The sequence below is a fragment of the Crenalkalicoccus roseus genome (assembly GCF_004761865.1).
GTDB classification, from domain to species: domain Bacteria; phylum Pseudomonadota; class Alphaproteobacteria; order Acetobacterales; family Acetobacteraceae; genus Crenalkalicoccus; species Crenalkalicoccus roseus.
Genome location: NZ_SJDM01000002.1, coordinates 215,919 through 233,279, shown reverse-complemented (window position 1 = coordinate 233,279; position 17,361 = coordinate 215,919). Strand labels below are relative to the sequence as shown.

Genomic DNA, 17,361 nt, shown 5'->3' with positions numbered 1-17,361 from the left:
CTCCGCTCAGGTCTTGGCGATGCCCCAGAAGAAGGGGATCGGCGCCCCGATAACGCCGGAGACGTTGCGCCGCCAGGCCTGGTAGGTCTTGTAGAAGCCGGTCGGCGCGTAGGTGACGTGGTTGAACAGCGCCCGGTTCATCTCCGCCACCGCCGCCTTCTCCGCCTCGAGATCCGGCGCCTCGAACCACTTGTCGCGCGCCGCCTCCACCGCCTCGTCCTTCGGCCAGCCGAACCAGGCGCCGTCGCCATTGGCGCGGATCTGGATCTGCGTCGCCGGGTTGGTGCAGTCGGCGCCCGCGTGCCAGGTGTGGAAGACGTGCCATCCCCCCTGCCCCGGCGGCGCCTTGGAGGCGCGGCGCTGACCCACCGTGCCCCAGTCGGTCGCCACGAAGTCCACGGTCATGCCGATCGAGCGGAGCAGCGCGTCCGTCACCTCGCCCATGGCCTTGAGCGGTGCCTGGTCCTGCGCCACCAGCACGGTGATCGGCTGGCCGTCGTAGCCCGCCTCGCGCAGCAGCCGCCGCGCGCCCTCGATGTCGCGCGGGCCCTTGAGGATGTCGCCGCCCTCCTCGGTGTAGAGGGGCGTGCCGGGGGTGAAGAAGCTGGCCGACGTCTGCCACAGGTTGCGGTCGTCGCCGACCACCGCGCGCATATAGTCCTCCTGGTTGAGCGCCATGGCGACGGCGCGGCGCGCGCGGACGTCGTTGAAGGGCGGGTGCAGGTGGTTGAAGCGGAAGGAGCCGATGTTGCCCAGCGGGTCGGCGATGTCCACCTGGATGTTGCGGTTGCGCCGGAGCTGCGGCACGAGGTCGGTCAGCGGCGTCTCCCACCAGTCGACCTCGCCGCTCTGCAGCGCCGCCGAGGCGGTGGCGGGATCGGGCATGATGATCCATTCCAGCCGGTCTATCGTGACGCGCTTGCCGCCGGCCAGCCAGGAGGCGGGCTCGCCACGGGGAACGTAGTTCTCGAAGCGCGCGAACACCGCCCGCGCCCCCGGCACCCACTCGTTGCGCAGGAAGCGCATCGGCCCGGAGCCGACATACTCCGTGATCTGCTGGAACGGATCGGTCCTCGCCAGCCGCTCCGGCATCATGAAGGCCATCGGCGTGTTGGTCTTGCCGAGGGCCAGCAGCATCTTCGGGTAGGGCTGCCGGAGGCGCCAGCGGAAGGTGCGGTCGTCCACCGCCACCAGCTCCTCCTGGATGGCGCGCAGCATCTGGCCCATACCGTCGCGCACCATCCACCGGTTCAGGCTGGCGACGCAGTCCTGCGCCCTGACCGGCTCCCCGTCGTGGAAGCGCAGCCCCTCGCGCAGGCGGAAGGTCCAGGTCTTCCCGTCGTCGGAGATTTCCTCGCCCTCGACCATCTGGCGCTGCGGCTGGAGTTCCGCGTTCAGGCCGTAGAGCGTATCCCACACCAGCACCGAGGCGTTGCGCACGACGTATTGCGTGCCCCAGATCGGGTCGAAATTCGCCAGGTTGGCCTGCGGCACGAAGCGCAGCGTGCGCGCCGCCGTGCCCTGCGCCAGGGCCGGCGCCGCAAGCCCGGCCGTTCCGGCCAGTGCGCCGGCGGCTGCGGCCGCCTTCAGGAAATGCCTCCGGTCCATGTTCTCTCTCCCAGCCGTTGCCTCGCCCGGATTTCCATCAAACTGCCTTAAGGCCGGGCAGAGCGCCAGGGACCATCGCAGAGGCTCCACGGGCGCTCCGCCGCTGGGTGCGGGCGACGGGGGAGAAGGTTTGCATGCGCCGTGCCAAGCGCCCCGGCGGCCGGCCCGCCATCCCGTGCTCCGACGGGCGCAGCCGGGACCGCCGCGTCCCGAAGCGCTCCGGGACGCGCGGCGTCAGGCCCGACGGATGCCCCAGAACACCGGCGGGCCGGGCACCCGCCCCTCCAGGTTCCGGCGCATCGCCATGATGGAGAGGTAGGAGCCGAGCGGCACGTAGACCACCTCGTCCAGCGCCACGCGCTGGATCTCGCGCGCGATCCGCTGCTGCGCCTCGAGGTCGGGGGCGCCGAACCATTCGAGGCGCAGCTCCTCCAGGCGCGGCACGGTCGGCCAGCCGAACCAGCCGCTGGTGCCGTTGCCGCGCAGCGGAAAGTGCCCGGCGGGGTCGAGGAAGTCGTAGGCGTTGAAGGCGGTGCAGAACACCGACCAGCCGCCGCGCTCCAGCGGCTCGCGAGAGGCGCGCCGCTGCACCACCGTGCCCCAGTCGGTCAGCACCAGGTCGAGATTGACCTCGAGGCGGCGGAACATGTCCGCCGCCACCTGGGTCATGGCCGAGGGGGCGAGGATGTCGGTGGAGCCGAGCAGGCGGATCGGCTGGTTGGTGTAGCCGGCCTCGCGCAGGAGCTGGCGCGCGCGCTCGATGCTGCGCGGGCCGGTCAGCACCTCCATCCCCTCGTCGTTGGCGAGCGGCGTCCCGGGGGTGAAGATGCCGGTGCCGGTCTGGTACAGGTCCTTGTCGGTGCCGACGATGGCGATCATGTGATCCTCCTGGCTCACCGCCGGGAGGATGGCCTGCCGCATCCGCTTCTCGCTGAAGGGCGGATGCAGGTGGTTGAAGCGCATGATGCCGGTCAGCGGCAGCCGGTCGAGCGGCTCGACGCTGATCTGGCGGTTGCGGCGGAGAAGCTGCTGGATCTCCGGCGGCGGCTGCTCGTACCAGTCGATCTCGCCCGCCTGCAGCGCCCCGGCCGCGGTCGCCGCGTCGGTGATGATGTGCCACTCGACGCGGTCGAAATGCACCGTCTTCGGGCCGGAGAGCAGCCCGTTGCCGGCATGCGGCGTCGGGGCGTAGCCGGCGAAGCGCTCGTACACCACGAGGCTGCCGGAGTTGAACTCGTCCGCCTTGAAGCGGTAGGGGCCGCTGCCCACCACCTCGCGCACCTGCTGGAAAGGATCGGTATTGGCCAGCCGCTCCGGCATGATGAAGGGGATGGGCGCGCCGATGGTGCCGAGCGCGTGGGCCAGCATCGGGAAGGGCTGCTTCAGGCGGAAGCGCAGCCGCCGGTCGTCCACCGCCGTCAGCTCCTCGGTCAGGCCCTCGAGATGCTGCCCGATGGGGTTGCGCTTCATCCAGCGCTTCAGGCTGGCCACGCAGTCCTGTGCGCGCACCCGCTCGCCGTCGTGGAAGTACAGCCCCTCGCGCAGCGTCACGGTTGCGGTGCGGCCGTCGTCCTCCACCGCCAGCCCCTCGGCCATCTGCGGCTGCGGCTGGAACTCCCGGTCGATCCCGAACAGCGTGTCGTAGACCATCAGCCCGTGGTTGCGGCTGATATAAGCGGTGGTCCAGATCGGGTCGAGCACGGCGAGGTTGGCGTGCGGCACGAAGCGCAGGAGGCGCGCCTGCCGCGGCTGGGCGATGGCGAAGCGGGGCAGCGCCGCGACGGCCCCCGCCGCAGCGGACGCCTTGAGGAGGGAACGCCGGTTCATCGTGAGCCTCCGGGTGGTCTTGCTTGCCCCCATGGGACCACCGCCGCCGCCCCTCCGCAAGACCGGGGGGTGGAGCGCTCAGCCGCTCTTGCGCAGGCTCCAGAACACCGGCAGCCCCTGCTGCACCTCGGTGATCGCGCGGCGGTGCGCAGTGGTCTGGAAATACTGTCCGAGCGGCAGGGTCGGCGCCTCCTCGAAGGCGATGGCCTGCATCTCCCGCGCGATCGCCTGCTGGGCGGCGAGGTCGTCGGCGTCGAACCACCGGGCGCGCAGCGCCTCCAGCCGCTCGCTCGTCGCCCAGCCCCACCAGCCGTCGCGGCCGTTGCCGCGGATCGGCTGGTTCACGCCGGGATTGATGTTGTCGAGCCCGGTCCAGAAGGTGAAGAACATGCTCCAGCCGCCCCGCTCCGGCGGCTCGCGGCTGGCGCGGCGCGCCACCACGGTGCCCCAGTCGGTGGCGACGAACTCCACGTTCAGCCCCGCCCGGCGCAGCATGTCGTGCCCGACATGGCTGAGCGCGGCCAGCGTCGGCACGTCGGTGGTGCCGAGGAGCACCACCCTCTCCCCGCGATAGCCCGCCGCCTCGATCTCCCGCCGCACCCGGTCGAGGTCGCGCGGCCCGCGCAGCACCTCGAGCCCGGCATCGGAGGCGAAGGGGGTCTCGGGCGGGAAGAAGCCCACCCCGTCGCGCCACAGCGAGCGGTCCGTGCCGGTGACGGCGGTCATGTAGTCCGCCTGGTTGATGGCGCCCATCAGCGCGCGGCGGATGCGCTGGTTGTCGAAGGGCGGATGGAGGTGGTTGAAGCGTCCCCACGCCATCATCCCGGTCGGGTTCGGCAGCGCGACCACGATGTTGCGGTTGCGCCGGAGCACCGGCAGCAGGTCGGCGGTCGGCGTCTCCCACCAGTCCACCTCGCCGCCCTGCAGCGCCCCGGCCGCGGTGGCCGGATCGGGCATGATGTGCCACTCGACCCGCTCGACATGCACCCGCTTCGGCCCCGCGGTCCAGGAGGGCTCGCCCCCCTCGCGCGGGACGTAGTCCGCGTTGCGCGCATAGACGAAGCGGCTGCCCTGCACGCGCTCCCCGGCGAGGAAGCGGAACGGCCCGCTGCCGATGATCTCGCCGACCGGGCGGGCGCTGTCGGTCTGCGCCAAGCGCTCGGGCATGATGAAGCAGCAGGGCGTGACCGGGCTGCCCAGCGCCTCCGCCAGCAGGGCGTAGGGCCGGTGGAGCCGGATCAGGATGGTGCGGTCGTCGGGTGCCGAGAGCTCCGCCAGGCGCGCGTTGAGCTCCTGCCCGAGCGGGTGGCGCCCGGCCCAACGCCGGATCGAGGCGACGCAGTCCCGCGCCAGCACCCTCTCGCCGTCGTGGAAGCGCAGCCCCTCGCGCAGGGTGAGGACCCAGCGCCTGCCGTCCTCCTCGATGCGGTGCCCCTCGACCATCTGCGGCTGGGGGCGGAACTCCGCATCCACGCCATAGAGCGTGTCGTACACCAGGAAGCCGTGGATGCGGGTGACGTAGGCGGTGGTGACGATCGGATCGAGGATGCCAAGGTCGGCGTGGGGGATGAACCTCACCACCTGGCTGCCGGTAGGCTGGCCGATCGCGAAGCGCGGCAGGCCGGCGGCGCCGGCGGCAGCGGCGCCGGCCAGGAAATCACGTCGAAACATGCACTCCTCCCTGGGGGTCTCGCGGAGCCGTGACGGCGATCCCTCAAGCCACTGAACCAGCGCGCCCCAAGGCGCCGCAAGCGCTTTCCGGGCGCGCGGGCGCACGCCCCGCCGCCACTCTGTTGCCATAAGGACGGCGCAGGTCTCCCGCGCACCTTCTCCGCGCCGCTTCCGCCGGCCTGCTGCCGGAGGCGCGGCCGGATGCCGTGCATCGCCGTGCGCTGGTCACCGCCCCGTGGTTTGTCGCCCGCATACGATATGATTAAACCCGACCCAGCCGAGACCCACCGCATGACGACATTGCCGCTCCGCCCTGCACTGGAGGCCCGCCCCGGCCCGCGCCCCTCCCCGATCGCCGGGGAGTTCCTGCGGTTTGGCGTGGTCGGCTGCCTCGGCTTCCTGGTCGATGCCCTGGTGCTGCTGGCCGGGCTCGCGCTCGGCCTCGGCCCCTGGCTCGGCCGGCTGGTGTCCTATGTGGCGGCGGCGAGCACCACCTATGCGCTCAACCACGCCTGGACCTTCCGCGGTCGCGCCGGCGGCCGGCCGGAGGCGCGGCAATGGGCCCTGTTCCTGCTGGTCAACCTCTCGGGATTCGCCGTCAATTTCGGAACCTACGCCGCGGCGATCACGCTGATCCCGCTGGCCTCGGCCCAGCCGGTGCTCGCGGTGGCGGCGGGTTCGATTGCGGGCCTTGCCGTGAATTTCACGCTGTCCCGCCAGATCGTCTTCGCCGCGCGGCTGCGCGTGGCCCCTGTAGCCGAGCGATGACAATGGACGGGACCATGCGCTTCGACGTCCCAGGTACCGACGCTGCGCCGCCCCTGGCCTGGACCCCGAACGCGATTCCGACATGCACGGCATGATTCCGCCCGATCCGGGACCTCCCCAGGCCCCACCCGGCCCGACACTGGTCGAGACCGGCTGGGCGCGGTTCGCGCCCCGTGGCCGGTCCGCGGGACTCGCGGGACCGTGGACGCTGGCGAGGCCCTTCCCGCCCCTGCTGCTCGCCGCCGGCGCCGCCCTGCTCGACGCGGCGGGAATCGGCCTCTCAGGGGCGCTCCTCCACTGGTCGGAGCTGTCGCCCGGGCGGCCGGCGCCGGAGCTGATCCTGTTCCTCGCCGTGCTGCTTCCCTGCCTTTCGGGCCTGGCGGGGGCCTATGCGCATCCGGCGCTGTTCGGCGGGCGGCGCGCCCTGTCCTCCGTCCTGGTCGTTGCCGCGGGCGGCATCGGCGCGCTGTGGCTCGCCGGCCACGCGCTCGGCGCGCCGGGCGCGCTGCCAGCGGGGATCGCCGCGCTGTGGCTGGCGGGGGCGGTGCCGCTGCTCCTGGCGGGGCGCCTCGTCCAGGCCACCGCGCTGCGGCGCGCCGCGGAGCGCACCCGGCGGCGCGTCGTGCTGGTCGGGGATGGCCCGCACGCGCAGCGCCTGGTGCAGGCCCTGCGCGCGCGGCAGGACCACGGCCTCAGGCTCCTCGGCGTCGTGGATGACCGCCCCGGCGCGGTCAGCCCCTCAGGGCGCGGCCGCAGCGGCCTGCCGCATCTCGGCGATCTCGCCAGCCTGCTTGCGATGATCCGGCACGACGAGGTGGATGAGGTTATCCTCGCCCTGCCCTGGGCGGCGGAGGCGCGGCTGATGCGTGTGCTCGGCGTGCTCGCCGACTATCCGGTGGATGTGCGCCTCGCGCCCGAGCTGGTCGCCTACCATGGCTGCCGCCCCGGCGCGCCGGAGGCCGGCGGCCTGCTGCTGCCGCACTTGGTCGAGCGCCCGATGAACGGGCTCGCCGGCGCCATCAAGACGGCCGAAGACTACTTGCTGGCCCTGGTCGCGCTCGCCATCGCCGCGGTGCCGATGGCGTTGATCGCCCTGGCGATCCGCCTGGACAGTCCCGGCCCGGTGCTGTTCCGCCAGCGCCGCACCGGCTTCAACAACCGCGACTTCCACGTGTTCAAGTTCCGCACCATGTATCACGATGCGGCGGACCCGGAGGCGCGCTGCCAGGTGACCGAGGGCGATCCGCGGGTGACGCGCGTCGGTGCCCTCCTGCGCCGCACCTCCCTCGACGAGCTGCCGCAGATCTTCAACATCCTGCGCGGGGAGATGTCCTTCGTCGGCCCGCGGCCGCACGCGCCCGGTACCCTCGCCGCCGGCCGCCCCTTCGAGCAGGTGTTCGCGCGCTACGCCGCCCGCCACCGCGTCAAGCCGGGCCTGACCGGCCTCGCGCAGGTGCGTGGCTGGCGCGGTCCCACCGACACGGAGGAGAAGCTGATCCGCCGGGTGGAAAGCGACCTCGAATACATCGAGCGCTGGTCGCTCTGGCTCGATTTCGTTATAATCCTGCGCACCTTGTTGGCCGTGGCCCGCATGCGCAACGCGCTCTGACCCACCGGGCCGCGCAGGAGACGCGCAGCGCATGTCGGACAGCCTGGCCGTGGAAGCGGCGTACGCCAACCCCCCCGCCCCGCCCTCCGGCAGGGCCGCGCCGCGGATCGCGGTGCTCATCCCCTGCTACAATGAGGAGGTGGCGATCCCGGGCGTGGTACGTGCCTTCCGTGCGACGCTGCCGGCGGCCGCGATCTACGTCTACGACAACAACTCCCGCGACCGTACGCGGGAGGTGGCGGGCGCGGCCGGCGCCGTCGTCCGCACCGAAGCGCTGCAGGGCAAGGGCAACGTGGTCCGCCGCATGTTCGCCGACATCGAGGCCGACGTGTACGTGCTGGTGGACGGCGACGGCACCTACGATGCCGCCGCCGCCCCGGCCATGGTGCGCCTGCTGATCGAGCAGCGCCTCGACATGGTGACCGGCGTGCGTGTGACACCGGAGGAGACGACCGGCGCCTACCGCCCGGGCCACCGCTTCGGCAACGCCATGCTGACCGGGATGGTGCGCCTGCTCTTCGGCAACCGCATCACCGACATGCTCTCGGGCTACCGCGTCTTCTCCCGCCGCTTCGTCAAATCCTTCCCCGCCCTGGCCGAGGGGTTCGAGACGGAGACGGAGTTCACGGTCCACGCCCTGCAGCTCCGCATGCCGGTGGGCGAGCTGCGCACCGCCTATGGCGAGCGCCCGCAGGGCTCCGCGAGCAAGCTGCGCACCTACACGGACGGGCTGCGGATCCTGCGCACCATCGTCAACCTGGTGAAGGGCGAGCGGCCGCTCGCCTTCTTCTCGGCGGCGGGGGCGGCGCTGCTGGTGCTGGCGCTGGCGGTGTTCCTGCCGGTGCTGGCGGAGTATCTGCGCACCGGCCTGGTCCCGCGCTTCCCCACCGTCGTGCTCGCCACCGGCCTCGGCCTCGCCTCGCTGCTCTCCTTCGCCTGCGGCCTGATCCTCGACACGGTGACGCGCGGGCGGAAGGAGGCGAAGCGCATCGCCTATCTCGCCGTCCCGGCCCCCGATTTCGATCCCGTCCTCGCCTTGGGCGGACGCGCGCCGTGAGCCTCGGCCCCTTCCCGCCACCGCGGCGGATCGCCGGAGCGGACGGCCCCGCCGGGGAGTCCTACGACGCGGACGTCATCATCCTCGCGCTCGACCGGGCGGAGGAGACGCTGGCCGCCATTGCCTCGGCGCGCGCGCAGCGGGGCGTCTCCCGCCATGTCTGGATCGCCGATCAGGGCAGCGCGCCGGAGGCGCTGGCGGCGCTGGCCCGGGCCGTGGAAGGGGCGGCGGACGCCACGCTGGTCCGGCTCGACCGCAATTGGGGCGTGGCGGGCGGACGCAACCGGGCGACGGCGCTGGGGCGCGGGCGGGTGGTCTTCGCCCTCGACAACGACGCGGAATTCGCCACCGCCGACACGCTGGCGCGGGCGGTGGCGGCGCTCGATGCCGAACCCGACCTCGCCGCCATCGCCTGCCGCATCCTGGTGCACGCCACCGGGGAGGACGACCTCTCCTCCTGGGGCTATCCGGCGGCGCTGCTGCCGCGCGCGGCCGGCAGCTTCGACGCCTGCACCTTCGTCGGCGCCGGCCATGCCATCCGCCGCGCCGATTTCGAGGCCGCCGGCGGCTACGACGATGCGCTGTTCTTCTGCTGGGAGGAATACGACTTCGCCCTGCGCGCCATCAATCTCGGCCGGCGCATCCGCTACCGCGGCGACATCGCGGTGCGCCACAAGGTGAGCCCCGAGCAGCGCGTCGCCTGGTCGGGAACCCGCTGGTTCCACTTCGTGCGCAACCGCCTCTACATCGAGATGAAGTTCGGTGCCTCTCCCCTCGCCCTGCTGCCGCGCTTCCTCGGCTACCAGGCGAAGGGCGCGCGCAACGGCGTGCTGGCGCAGGGGCTGCGGGCCGGGCTGGCGGCGCTGGCGCTGGCGCGGGCGTTCCGCCCGGCGCCGGGCACCGAGGCGCTCTACCGCCTCTCCCCGGCGGCGCGGCGCTACCTCGCCGCCAATGATGCCCGGCATCGCGGCGGGCTGCTCACCCGCCTGCGGCGCGAGGTGCTGGCGACCCTGCCGGCCGCCGCCGCGCGCCCCGGCGCGCGCTAGAGCCTCTTCACCCGTTCAGCTTGGCCCGCTTCAACGGGATCCGCGGCAGGCCCGGGAGGGAAGGCATCACCCGGCCTCGGCCAGGGCGGCGAAGGGGCAGCCGGCACCGCGGCGCCGGCGGCGCGCCTCGGCGGCGTAGCGGCCTGGCCGGCGGTCCGGATCGTGGTTCGGGGCCACCAGCGTGTCGTAATAGCCCGTCCAGTCCTCCTCCCGGAACGCCTCCAGATCGGGGACGAAGGCGGTGCGGTTCAGCACCGCCTCGGCATAGGCCGCCTGCGGAATCGGCTGCACCTGCACCAGCGGCTCTCCGGCATGCAGGCGCACCGGGATGTCGGTGCGGGTCAGGCGCAGATTGGTGAAGAGCGGCCCGAACCAGCGGTCGGTCTCGACCAGCCCCTCATAGGGTTCGAGGGCGGGGTGGCGGGGCAGGTTGGCCAGCGGGCGGACCAGCAGGCTCCAGCCCGGAGCGGTGCGCGCGGCCAGCCCGGTCCAGAGCTGCACCATCCCCGGCTCCTGCAGCGCGGTGAGGAAAGGAGGCGACCAGCCCTTCACCCGCTCCGGCGCCGCGGCGTCGAAACGGGCGGCGAAATGCGGGAATTGCGCGGCGCCGAGCGGCAGCCAGTCCGTCAGCCCCTCGCAGGTCCACCAGATCTGCGTGCCATCCCACAGCAGGTCGAGATCGAGGGGGGAGGAGAGATACCATCCGAAGCCGGAGGCAGTGGTCACGGCGTCGCAGTAGCGGAAGGCCCGGGTCGGCAGGCTGCCGAGCGCAGCGCGGTCGGCGCGCTCCGGCGGGCGGGCCGCGTCGATCAGCCGGTAGAAGGTGACGATGGGCGCTAGGTCCATGGCGTTCGGCTCCGCTCTGCGGGAGGCGGAGGGGCGCGCGGCCCCTCCGGGAATGGCTGACCCGCCTTGGCTCAGCCGCGGCGCATGCCGGCACCGAAGCGCAGCCGCCCCGCATCGGCCACCGCTGCCGGCGCCATCCGCGCGGCGCGGGGGGCGTCGCTCCGCGGCGAGGCGGGGCGGGCCGGCAGCGCCGGCAGCGTCTTCGTGGCCGGGCGGAGCAGGGCGCCGGAGGGGTTGGCCGCGGTGGAGGAAGGGAAGCGCATGGGGGACACTCCTTGTGGCACCGGGAGGGGCCCGCCCCGCGGTGCTGCCGCGGGGCGGGCCCGGCGATGGCTGGGGCAACCGCCGTGACCGGAACAATAGGAGTACGTTGTGAGGGTGTAAAGGACTTTTTACCTAGTAGGCGGTTTTTTTCCTTTCCCGGGAACCGGATCCCACCGCCATCGCCCGCGAATTGACGGTCGTTTCACGCTTGTCGCGGCGAACTCACGCGCGGCGGCAGCGCCGGCGCGATATCCGTGCGGCAAGGCGGAATGACGGGAGAGTCTCCGGATGCAGCCGGACAGCATGGATGTGGACAGGGAACACCTGCTGCGGGTCTTCGAAACCGCGCGCCGCTTCGTGGCCTGCCGCGAGCGCGCCGACGCCGTGGCGGCCGGGCGCGCCCCCGTGGCGCGGACCCTGGCCGAGGCGATCGAGCGGGATTTCGCGGGCTTCGAACTCGTGGAGGCCGAACGGGCGCTGCGCGCGGCGGTGATCGCCGCCGATCCGAAGCTGACCTCGCTGCCTGCCGCGCCGGCGCGGCGCTCCGCGGGCTGATGCCCGGCCGCGGAAGGTCCTGACCCCCGCAGCCCGATATCCGTGCGCGCGGGGCCACCGCCCCCGTCTCACGGCCGGCCGCGCATGGCGGCCGTGCGCCGGCGAGGAACCATGCCGGCCAGGGATCGGGACGGCATGAGGATCGCCTCCGGCGCGAATCGGCCCTCGCGCCGCGCCGGCACCCCTCCCTCCGGCCGCGCCCGTGGCGGTCGCTCCGCACGGGCCTGCCCGCCGCGCGGAGTCGCCCCGCGGCGCCCTGCGCCGCGAAAGGGGATGACGCGGGACGGGCGCGGCAACATGTTCGATGTATGAGCGCAACCTACCCCGTCACGCCTTGCCTCCGCCTGCCAGAGCCTCCCGCCGATCCCCGGCTGCGCCTCGTGCTGCGCGGGCGCATGGAGGCCTGGAGCCTGGCGGGCGTGCCGGTGCTGCCCCGCTCCCGCAAGACCCGCGCCCTGCTCGCCCTGCTCGGCATGAGCCCCGGCGAGCACGTCTCACGCCTCCGCCTTGCCGGGCTGCTCTGGTCGCGGCGGGGGCCGGAGCAGCAGCGCGGCTCCCTGCGCCAGGCGCTGCGCGAGCTGCAGCAGGCCCTGTCCCCCATCGGACTGCCGGTGCTGTCGGCATCCCGCGACACCGTCAGGCTGCGCGAGGGGGCGGTCTGGGTGGACGTGATCGAGGCGCTGCGCAGCGGTGGCGCGACGGGCGGGGAGGAGCTGCTGAGCGACCTCGACGGCCTCGATCCCGCCTTCGACCACTGGCTCGCCGAGCAGCGGCGGCGGCTGCGCGAGGCGGCGCCGGCCCCGTTCCCGCCGCGGCGGGCGGCGCCCGGTCCCGTCGCGGGGCCGCCGCCCGCCGAGGCCCCTCGCCTCTCCTTCCCTTCGGCGTCGCGCCCCCCGCGGCAGGGGCTGCGCGGCGCGCGGCTCGGCGTGCCGCCGCTCCGCGCCCTCGGGGGAGAGGCGGAGCAGCACCTCTCGGTCGGGCTAGCCGAGGAGATCACCGCCGCTCTCGCCCGCTTCCGCTGGCTGTTCGTGGTGGACGGCGCCTCCCTCGCCGCCGCCGCCGCCTCGCAGGGCGAAGAGGGGGCGGCGCGGGCCCTGCGACTGGACTTCCTGCTCGCCGGCACGGTGCAGCGCGGCGCCGGGCAGGTGCGCGTCTCCCTCCGCCTGACCGATCTGCGCGGGCCGGCCACCGTGGTCTGGAGCGAGCGCTTCGACCGCAAGGCGGACGACATCCTCGCCCTGCAGGACGAGATCGCCGCCGAGGTGGTGGCACGGATAGACCCGGAGATCCTGTTGATCGAGGCAAGCCGCGCCAGCGCCCGCGGCACCGTCCATGGCGGTGCCCACGACCTCCTGCTGCGGGCCATCCCGGCGATCCACCGGCTCGAGCGGACGGGCTTCCTCGCCGCCGGGGAATGGCTTCGCCAGGCCATCGCGCTCGAACCCGACCATGCCGCGGCCCATGCCTGGCTCGCCTACTGGCACCTGTTCCTGGTCGGCCAGGGGTGGGCGGCGGACAACGCCGAGGTGCTCGCCCAAGCGGAGACGCTGGCAAGCCGCGCGGTCGCCCTCGACCCGCTCGACGCCCAGGCCCTGACCATCCTCGGCCATGTGCGCGCCTTCCTGCACCACCAGGTGGAGGAGGCGGCGGCGCTGCACGAGCGGGCCCTGGCGCTCAACCCCAACCTGGCCATGGCCTGGGTCTTCTCGGGCATGGCGCAGAGCTATCTCGGTGCGCACGAGGCGGCGCTGCAGCGCTTCGACCGCTACCGCCAGCTCGCCCCGTGCCACCCGCACGCCTTCTTCTTCGATGCCGGGCGCGGCATTCCGCTGCTGTTCCTCGGCCGCTACGCGGAGGCGGCGGCGGTCGGCCGCGCCGTCGTGGCGCTGCAGCCGGGCTTCAGCTACCCCTACAAGACCTACCTCTCCGCCCTCGGCCATCTCGGCCTCGCGGCGGAGGCGGCGGCGGTGCGGGCACGGCTGCTGGCGATCGAGCCGGACTTCACGGTGGCCAAGGCGCTGCGCCGCACGCCGGTGCGCCGGCCGGAGGACCGCGCGCTCTACGAGCGCGGCCTCAGGCTGGCGGGCCTCGAATGATGCGGCCGGCGGGATCGCCGGACGCGGCCGCGCTCGGCCACGCCACAGCCGCCCGGGCCCGCGGCCGCCGGCCGGGGGATGCCGCTACCGGCCGAGCCCGCGCAGGGCGGCGCAGATGCGCTCCACCTGCGCCTCGGACAGTTCGGGATACATCGGCAGGCTCAGCACCTCCCGCGCGGCGCGCTCGGTCTCGGCGCAGCCGGCCGGGCCGAGCGGGATGCGGCCGCGATAGGCGGGCTGCAGATGCACGGGCACGGGGTAGTGGATGCCGGTGCCCACCCCCTCGTCGCGCAGCCGCGCCTGCGCCGCGGGACGGTCGGGCACGCGCAGCACGTACTGGTGGAAGACGTGCTCCGCCCCCTCCCGCCGCGCCGGTGGCGCGATCGGGCCGCCGGCGAGCGCGGCGTCGTAGCGCGCCGCGATCTCCCGCCGCCTGGCATTGCCGGCGTCGAGATGCGGCAGGCGCGCGCGCAGGATCGCCGCCTGCAGCTCGTCGAGCCGGCTGTTCACGCCGACCAGGCCGGAGACGTAGCGCTCCTTCCAGCCGTACTGGCGCAGCGCCGCGATGCGGTCGGCGAGCTCGAAATCGTCGGTGGCGAGGATGCCGCCATCGCCGAGCGCGCCGAGGTTCTTGGTGGGATACAGGCTGAAGGCCGCCGCCTGGCCGAAGGTGCCGAGCTTCTGCCCGCCCAGGGTGGCGCCGTGGCACTGCGCGCAGTCCTCGATCAGCGCCACGCCGCTGCGCGCGCAGGCCCCGAGCATGGGGCCGAGATCCGCCGCTTGGCCGTAGAGGTGCACGACGATGGCGGCGCGGATCGGCGGCAGGCCGGGCGGCGGATCCTCGAGCACCGCGGCCAGCTCGTCCGGGTCCATGGTGTAGGTGTCGGGGTCTATGTCGAGCAGCAGCGGCACCGCGCCCGCCATCTCGATCGCCGCCACGGTGGCGACCGCGGTATGGGAGACGGTGGCGACCGTCGCGCCCTCGCCGATGCCGAGCCCGCGCAGGATCAGCGCCAGCGCGTCGGTGCCGTTGCCGCAGCCCACGGCGCGCGCGGTGCCGAGCCAGGCGGCGAATTCCCGCTCGAAGGCCTCGCCCTCGCGGCCCAGGATGTACCAGCCGCTGTCCAGCGCCCGGGCCACGGCGGCATCTATCTCCGCCTTCTGCGCGCGGTAGCCGGCGCCGGGATCGGCCTGGGGAATCATCGCGGGCGGGGAATCCATGGTCGTCGCTTCCGGAAGTCGGTGCTGGCGGGAGGAAGGGGTTCTACACGTAGTCGGGAAGGCGCGCGCGGTACCATTCCAGGGTGCGGCGCAGCCCCTCGTCGAGGTCCACGGCCGGCGCCCAGCCGGTGGCCGCGCGGAAGGCACGGTCGTCGGCATGGTAGCTGCCGATGTCGATCGGCGCGCGGTCGGCCGGGAATTCCTTCACGAGGTAGTGACCGCGGCCGCCATTGGCCGCGATCAGCCGCTCCGCGAGGTCGAGCAGCCTGGCCGGGGGGGCGCCGCCGATGTTGAACACCCGCCCCGCCACCTCCGGGCACGACGCGCTCTCCGCCGCGCGGAGGAAGGCCTCGGTCACGTCGTCCACATAGGTGAGGTCGCGGAGCTGCTCGCCGCCCCAGACCTCGAAGGGCTCGCCCTCCAGCACGCGGCGGATCCAGATGCCGAGGAAGGTCTGCCGCGCGTCGCGGATGCGCAGCCGCGGGCCGTAGCAGTTGGTCAGGCGCAGCGAGACCACGGGGCGGCCGTGCACGCGCTGCTCCAGCAGCCAGTACTGCTCGCCCGCCCATTTGGAGACGCCGTTGGCGTCGGGCGGGTTGACCGGGTGCAGCTCGTCCACCGGCAGGCGGATCGGGCGGCCGTAGAACTGGCGCGTCGAGGCGTGCACCACGGTCGCCCGCGGCGCCACCTCGCGCATCACGCCGATCAGCCGCACCTGGGCCACGGCGTTGACGCCGATATCCGCCACCGGGTCCTTCTGCCCGCCCATGTGGCTGGTCTGGGCGGCCATGTTGAACAGCACCTCCGTGCCCTCGCACAGGCTGTGCAGCTCGGTGTCGCGGATGTCGCCGCGCACCAGCAGGACCGAGGCGCCCTCCAGATTGGCCCGGTTCGCCCCCCCGTCGGGGAACATGGCGTCGAGCGCCGTCACCCGCGCGCCGTGGCGCGCGAGGGCATGGCAGAGCGCGCTGCCCAGGAAGCCCGCGCCACCGGTCACCAGCACGCGCCGGCCGCGCCACCAGGCGGCCCGTTCCGCGTCGTTCATGCTCGTCACAGCCCCTCCCGGGCGGAAGGCGGCGGCCCCCGCCCGCTCCCGTCCTGATCGCCGGGAAATGCGGCGGAACCATGCCTGCCCGCCGGGGCCGGCGCGGCACGGGCAGGCCGGGGCGCGGTCATGCCCCGCCGCGTTCCGGCAGCGCGGCCACCCCGGTGATCTCGACCTTCCAGGCGGGGTCCACGAGCGGTGCCTGGATGGTCATGCGCGCCGGCTTCGCGGCGGGGTCGAGCCAGCGGTCCCAGGCGCGGTTCATCGCCGGGGCGTCGCGGATGTCGGCCAGCACCACCGTCACCGACAGCAGGCGGCGCTTGTCCGTCCCCGCCGCCGCCAGCAGCGCGTCGATCTGGGCGAGGATGTCGGCGGTCTGGCCCTCCGCGTCCAGGCTGGCGTCGTCGGCCACCTGGCCGGCGAGCCAGACCAGGCCGCCATGCACCACGGCCCCGCACAGCCGCTCCTCCTCCGCCAGGCGCCTGATGCCCATGCCGACCTCCCTAGGACAGTGCGGCAGACTGCCACCTGCGTCCCGGCAGGCAAGGGGGGCGGCGCGCCTTCCTCACCGCGCCAGCGCGACGCGCGCGAGCAGCCCCGCCGCGGCGCAGAGCGCCATCACCAGCGCCATCGGCAGCGCCGTGCCGTCCTGCAGCGCGCCGGTGAGCCAGCCGGCGAGAGCGCCGAGGCCGAATTGCAGCGCCCCCAGCAACGCCGAGGCGCTGCCCGCCGCCCGCCCGTGCGGCGCCATGGCAAGCCCGGCGGCCAGCGGCGAGGCGGCGCCGATGCCGGCGACGAAGACCAGCACCAGCCCGGCGGTCAGCGCGAATCCGGCGATGCCGGCCAGCACCGCGGCGAGCAGCAGCGCCCCCGCCCCGGCCATCGCCGCCTGCACCGCGGCGAGCGCGCGCTCCGCCGGCACCCGCCGCGCGAGGCGGGCGTTGAGCTGGGCCACCGCCATGATGCCAAGCGCGTTGAGGCCGAAGAGCAGCCCGTAGCCGCGCGGCGACAGGCCGTGCAGGTCCATGAACACGAAGGGCGAGGCGGCGATGTAGGCGAACATCCCCGCGGTGGCGAGGCCGCCCGCCAGGGCGTTGCCGAGGAAGCGCCGGTCGGCGAGCAGCGCGGCGTAGACGCCGAGCACCGCGAGCGGCCCGTCGCGCCGCCGCCGCGCCGGCGGCAGGCTCTCCGGCAGCGCCAGGGCGACGGCGAGGATCAGCGCCGCCCCGTAGGCGGCGAGCGCCCAGAAGATCGCCCGCCACCCCGCCACCGCCAGCAGCGCGCTGCCGAGGCTCGGCGCCAGGATCGGCGCGATGCCCATCACCAGCATGAGCTGGGACATCATGCGGATCGTCGCCGGACCCTCGGTGAGGTCGCGCACCACGGCGCGCGCCACCACCATGCCGGCGCAGCCGCCGAGCCCCTGCGCCAGGCGCAGCCAGGAGAGCCAGCCCACCTCCTGCGCCAGCGCCGCCCCGGCGGAGGCCAGGGTGAACAGGGAGAGGCCGAGGAACAGCGGCGGGCGCCGGCCGAGACGGTCGGCGAGCGGCCCGTAGGCGAGCTGCCCGAGCCCCATCCCGGCGAAGAAGGCGGCGAGGGTGCGCTGCACCGCCGCCGGCTCCGTCGCCAGGTCGCGGACCATGGCGGGGAAGGCCGGCAGGTACATGTCGATCGCCAGCGGCCCGAAGGCGGCGAGGCCGCCGAGGATGACGATCAGCCGCGCGCCGCCGGCGGGCATCCGGCCCGGC

The 17,361-nt window shown here is 73.9% G+C and carries 15 protein-coding genes; 6 read left to right on the top strand and 9 right to left on the bottom strand.

Annotated features, from left to right (window positions below; genetic code table 11):
• Positions 1-6: 6 nt before the first annotated feature.
• From ET526_RS03250 to ET526_RS03240, 3 genes are all read right to left on the bottom strand, one after another.
• Complete coding sequence (locus tag ET526_RS03250) at positions 7-1,608, bottom strand: ABC transporter substrate-binding protein (RefSeq protein ID WP_135466223.1); 1,602 nt, start codon at positions 1,606-1,608, stop codon at positions 7-9.
• Positions 1,609-1,842: 234 nt separating this feature from the next.
• Positions 1,843-3,435, bottom strand: coding sequence for an ABC transporter substrate-binding protein (locus ET526_RS03245; RefSeq protein ID WP_135466222.1), 1,593 nt, complete (start codon positions 3,433-3,435; stop codon positions 1,843-1,845).
• Positions 3,436-3,513: 78 nt separating this feature from the next.
• Positions 3,514-5,106: an ABC transporter substrate-binding protein gene (locus tag ET526_RS03240; protein ID WP_135466221.1), complete on the bottom strand. Its 1,593-nt coding sequence runs from the start codon at positions 5,104-5,106 to the stop codon at positions 3,514-3,516.
• A gap of 291 nt (positions 5,107-5,397) precedes the next feature.
• On the opposite strand from ET526_RS03240, the gene ET526_RS03235 reads away from it, so the two are divergent.
• The 4 genes from ET526_RS03235 (at position 5,398) to ET526_RS03220 (ending at position 9,586) form a co-directional block, all read left to right on the top strand.
• The gene (locus ET526_RS03235; RefSeq protein ID WP_135466220.1) at positions 5,398-5,874 is read left to right on the top strand and encodes a GtrA family protein; all 477 of its coding nucleotides are present in this window, start codon (positions 5,398-5,400) and stop codon (positions 5,872-5,874) included.
• Between the two features lie 82 nt (positions 5,875-5,956).
• A complete protein-coding gene (locus tag ET526_RS03230; protein WP_135466219.1) occupies positions 5,957-7,483 on the top strand; it encodes an exopolysaccharide biosynthesis polyprenyl glycosylphosphotransferase in 1,527 nt (508 codons plus the stop codon).
• A 31-nt stretch (positions 7,484-7,514) separates the two neighbouring features.
• Entirely contained in the window at positions 7,515-8,540 is a 1,026-nt protein-coding gene (locus ET526_RS03225) for a glycosyltransferase (RefSeq protein WP_135466218.1), read from the top strand.
• Positions 8,537-9,586, top strand: coding sequence for a glycosyltransferase family 2 protein (locus ET526_RS03220; RefSeq protein WP_135466217.1), 1,050 nt, complete (start codon positions 8,537-8,539; stop codon positions 9,584-9,586). The genes ET526_RS03225 and ET526_RS03220 overlap by 4 nt, the downstream gene beginning before the upstream one ends.
• Positions 9,587-9,652: 66 nt before the next feature.
• Here the strand turns inward: ET526_RS03220 and ET526_RS03215 are convergent, their stop codons facing one another.
• A complete protein-coding gene (locus ET526_RS03215; RefSeq protein WP_135466216.1) occupies positions 9,653-10,432 on the bottom strand; it encodes a DUF6065 family protein in 780 nt (259 codons plus the stop codon).
• Between the two features lie 71 nt (positions 10,433-10,503).
• Positions 10,504-10,695 (bottom strand): hypothetical protein, encoded by a 192-nt coding sequence (locus ET526_RS03210; RefSeq protein ID WP_135466215.1) that lies wholly within the window; start codon positions 10,693-10,695, stop codon positions 10,504-10,506.
• Positions 10,696-10,984: 289 nt separating this feature from the next.
• Between ET526_RS03210 and ET526_RS03205 the strand changes: the two genes are divergently transcribed.
• Positions 10,985-11,251, top strand: coding sequence for a hypothetical protein (locus tag ET526_RS03205; RefSeq protein WP_135466214.1), 267 nt, complete (start codon positions 10,985-10,987; stop codon positions 11,249-11,251).
• A gap of 308 nt (positions 11,252-11,559) precedes the next feature.
• The gene (locus tag ET526_RS03200) at positions 11,560-13,347 is read left to right on the top strand and encodes a hypothetical protein (protein ID WP_135466213.1); all 1,788 of its coding nucleotides are present in this window, start codon (positions 11,560-11,562) and stop codon (positions 13,345-13,347) included.
• A gap of 84 nt (positions 13,348-13,431) precedes the next feature.
• Here the strand turns inward: ET526_RS03200 and ET526_RS03195 are convergent, their stop codons facing one another.
• From ET526_RS03195 to ET526_RS03180, 4 genes are all read right to left on the bottom strand, one after another.
• Entirely contained in the window at positions 13,432-14,568 is a 1,137-nt protein-coding gene (locus ET526_RS03195) for a DegT/DnrJ/EryC1/StrS family aminotransferase (protein WP_135466212.1), read from the bottom strand.
• Between the two features lie 43 nt (positions 14,569-14,611).
• Positions 14,612-15,613, bottom strand: coding sequence for an NAD-dependent epimerase/dehydratase family protein (locus ET526_RS03190; protein WP_135466211.1), 1,002 nt, complete (start codon positions 15,611-15,613; stop codon positions 14,612-14,614).
• A gap of 127 nt (positions 15,614-15,740) precedes the next feature.
• A complete protein-coding gene (locus ET526_RS03185; protein ID WP_135466210.1) occupies positions 15,741-16,106 on the bottom strand; it encodes a RidA family protein in 366 nt (121 codons plus the stop codon).
• 72 nt (positions 16,107-16,178) lie between these two features.
• Positions 16,179-17,351 (bottom strand): multidrug effflux MFS transporter, encoded by a 1,173-nt coding sequence (locus ET526_RS03180; protein WP_135466209.1) that lies wholly within the window; start codon positions 17,349-17,351, stop codon positions 16,179-16,181.
• Between the last annotated feature and the right edge of the window lie 10 nt (positions 17,352-17,361).

Excerpts from the sequence above, each read along its gene's own strand:
- ET526_RS03250 (WP_135466223.1), bottom strand. The coding sequence starts at position 1,608 with ATGGACCGGAGGCATTTCCTGAAGGCGGCCGCAGCCGCCGGCGCACTG.
- ET526_RS03195 (WP_135466212.1), bottom strand. The coding sequence starts at position 14,568 with ATGGATTCCCCGCCCGCGATGATTCCCCAGGCCGATCCCGGCGCCGGC.
- ET526_RS03230 (WP_135466219.1), top strand. The coding sequence starts at position 5,957 with ATGCACGGCATGATTCCGCCCGATCCGGGACCTCCCCAGGCCCCACCC.
- ET526_RS03210 (WP_135466215.1), bottom strand. The coding sequence starts at position 10,695 with ATGCGCTTCCCTTCCTCCACCGCGGCCAACCCCTCCGGCGCCCTGCTC.
- ET526_RS03245 (WP_135466222.1), bottom strand. The coding sequence starts at position 3,435 with ATGAACCGGCGTTCCCTCCTCAAGGCGTCCGCTGCGGCGGGGGCCGTC.
- ET526_RS03205 (WP_135466214.1), top strand. The coding sequence starts at position 10,985 with ATGCAGCCGGACAGCATGGATGTGGACAGGGAACACCTGCTGCGGGTC.
- ET526_RS03185 (WP_135466210.1), bottom strand. The coding sequence starts at position 16,106 with ATGGGCATCAGGCGCCTGGCGGAGGAGGAGCGGCTGTGCGGGGCCGTG.
- ET526_RS03240 (WP_135466221.1), bottom strand. The coding sequence starts at position 5,106 with ATGTTTCGACGTGATTTCCTGGCCGGCGCCGCTGCCGCCGGCGCCGCC.
- ET526_RS03225 (WP_135466218.1), top strand. The coding sequence starts at position 7,515 with ATGTCGGACAGCCTGGCCGTGGAAGCGGCGTACGCCAACCCCCCCGCC.
- ET526_RS03180 (WP_135466209.1), bottom strand. The coding sequence starts at position 17,351 with ATGCCCGCCGGCGGCGCGCGGCTGATCGTCATCCTCGGCGGCCTCGCC.
- ET526_RS03215 (WP_135466216.1), bottom strand. The coding sequence starts at position 10,432 with ATGGACCTAGCGCCCATCGTCACCTTCTACCGGCTGATCGACGCGGCC.
- ET526_RS03200 (WP_135466213.1), top strand. The coding sequence starts at position 11,560 with ATGAGCGCAACCTACCCCGTCACGCCTTGCCTCCGCCTGCCAGAGCCT.
- ET526_RS03190 (WP_135466211.1), bottom strand. The coding sequence starts at position 15,613 with ATGAACGACGCGGAACGGGCCGCCTGGTGGCGCGGCCGGCGCGTGCTG.
- ET526_RS03235 (WP_135466220.1), top strand. The coding sequence starts at position 5,398 with ATGACGACATTGCCGCTCCGCCCTGCACTGGAGGCCCGCCCCGGCCCG.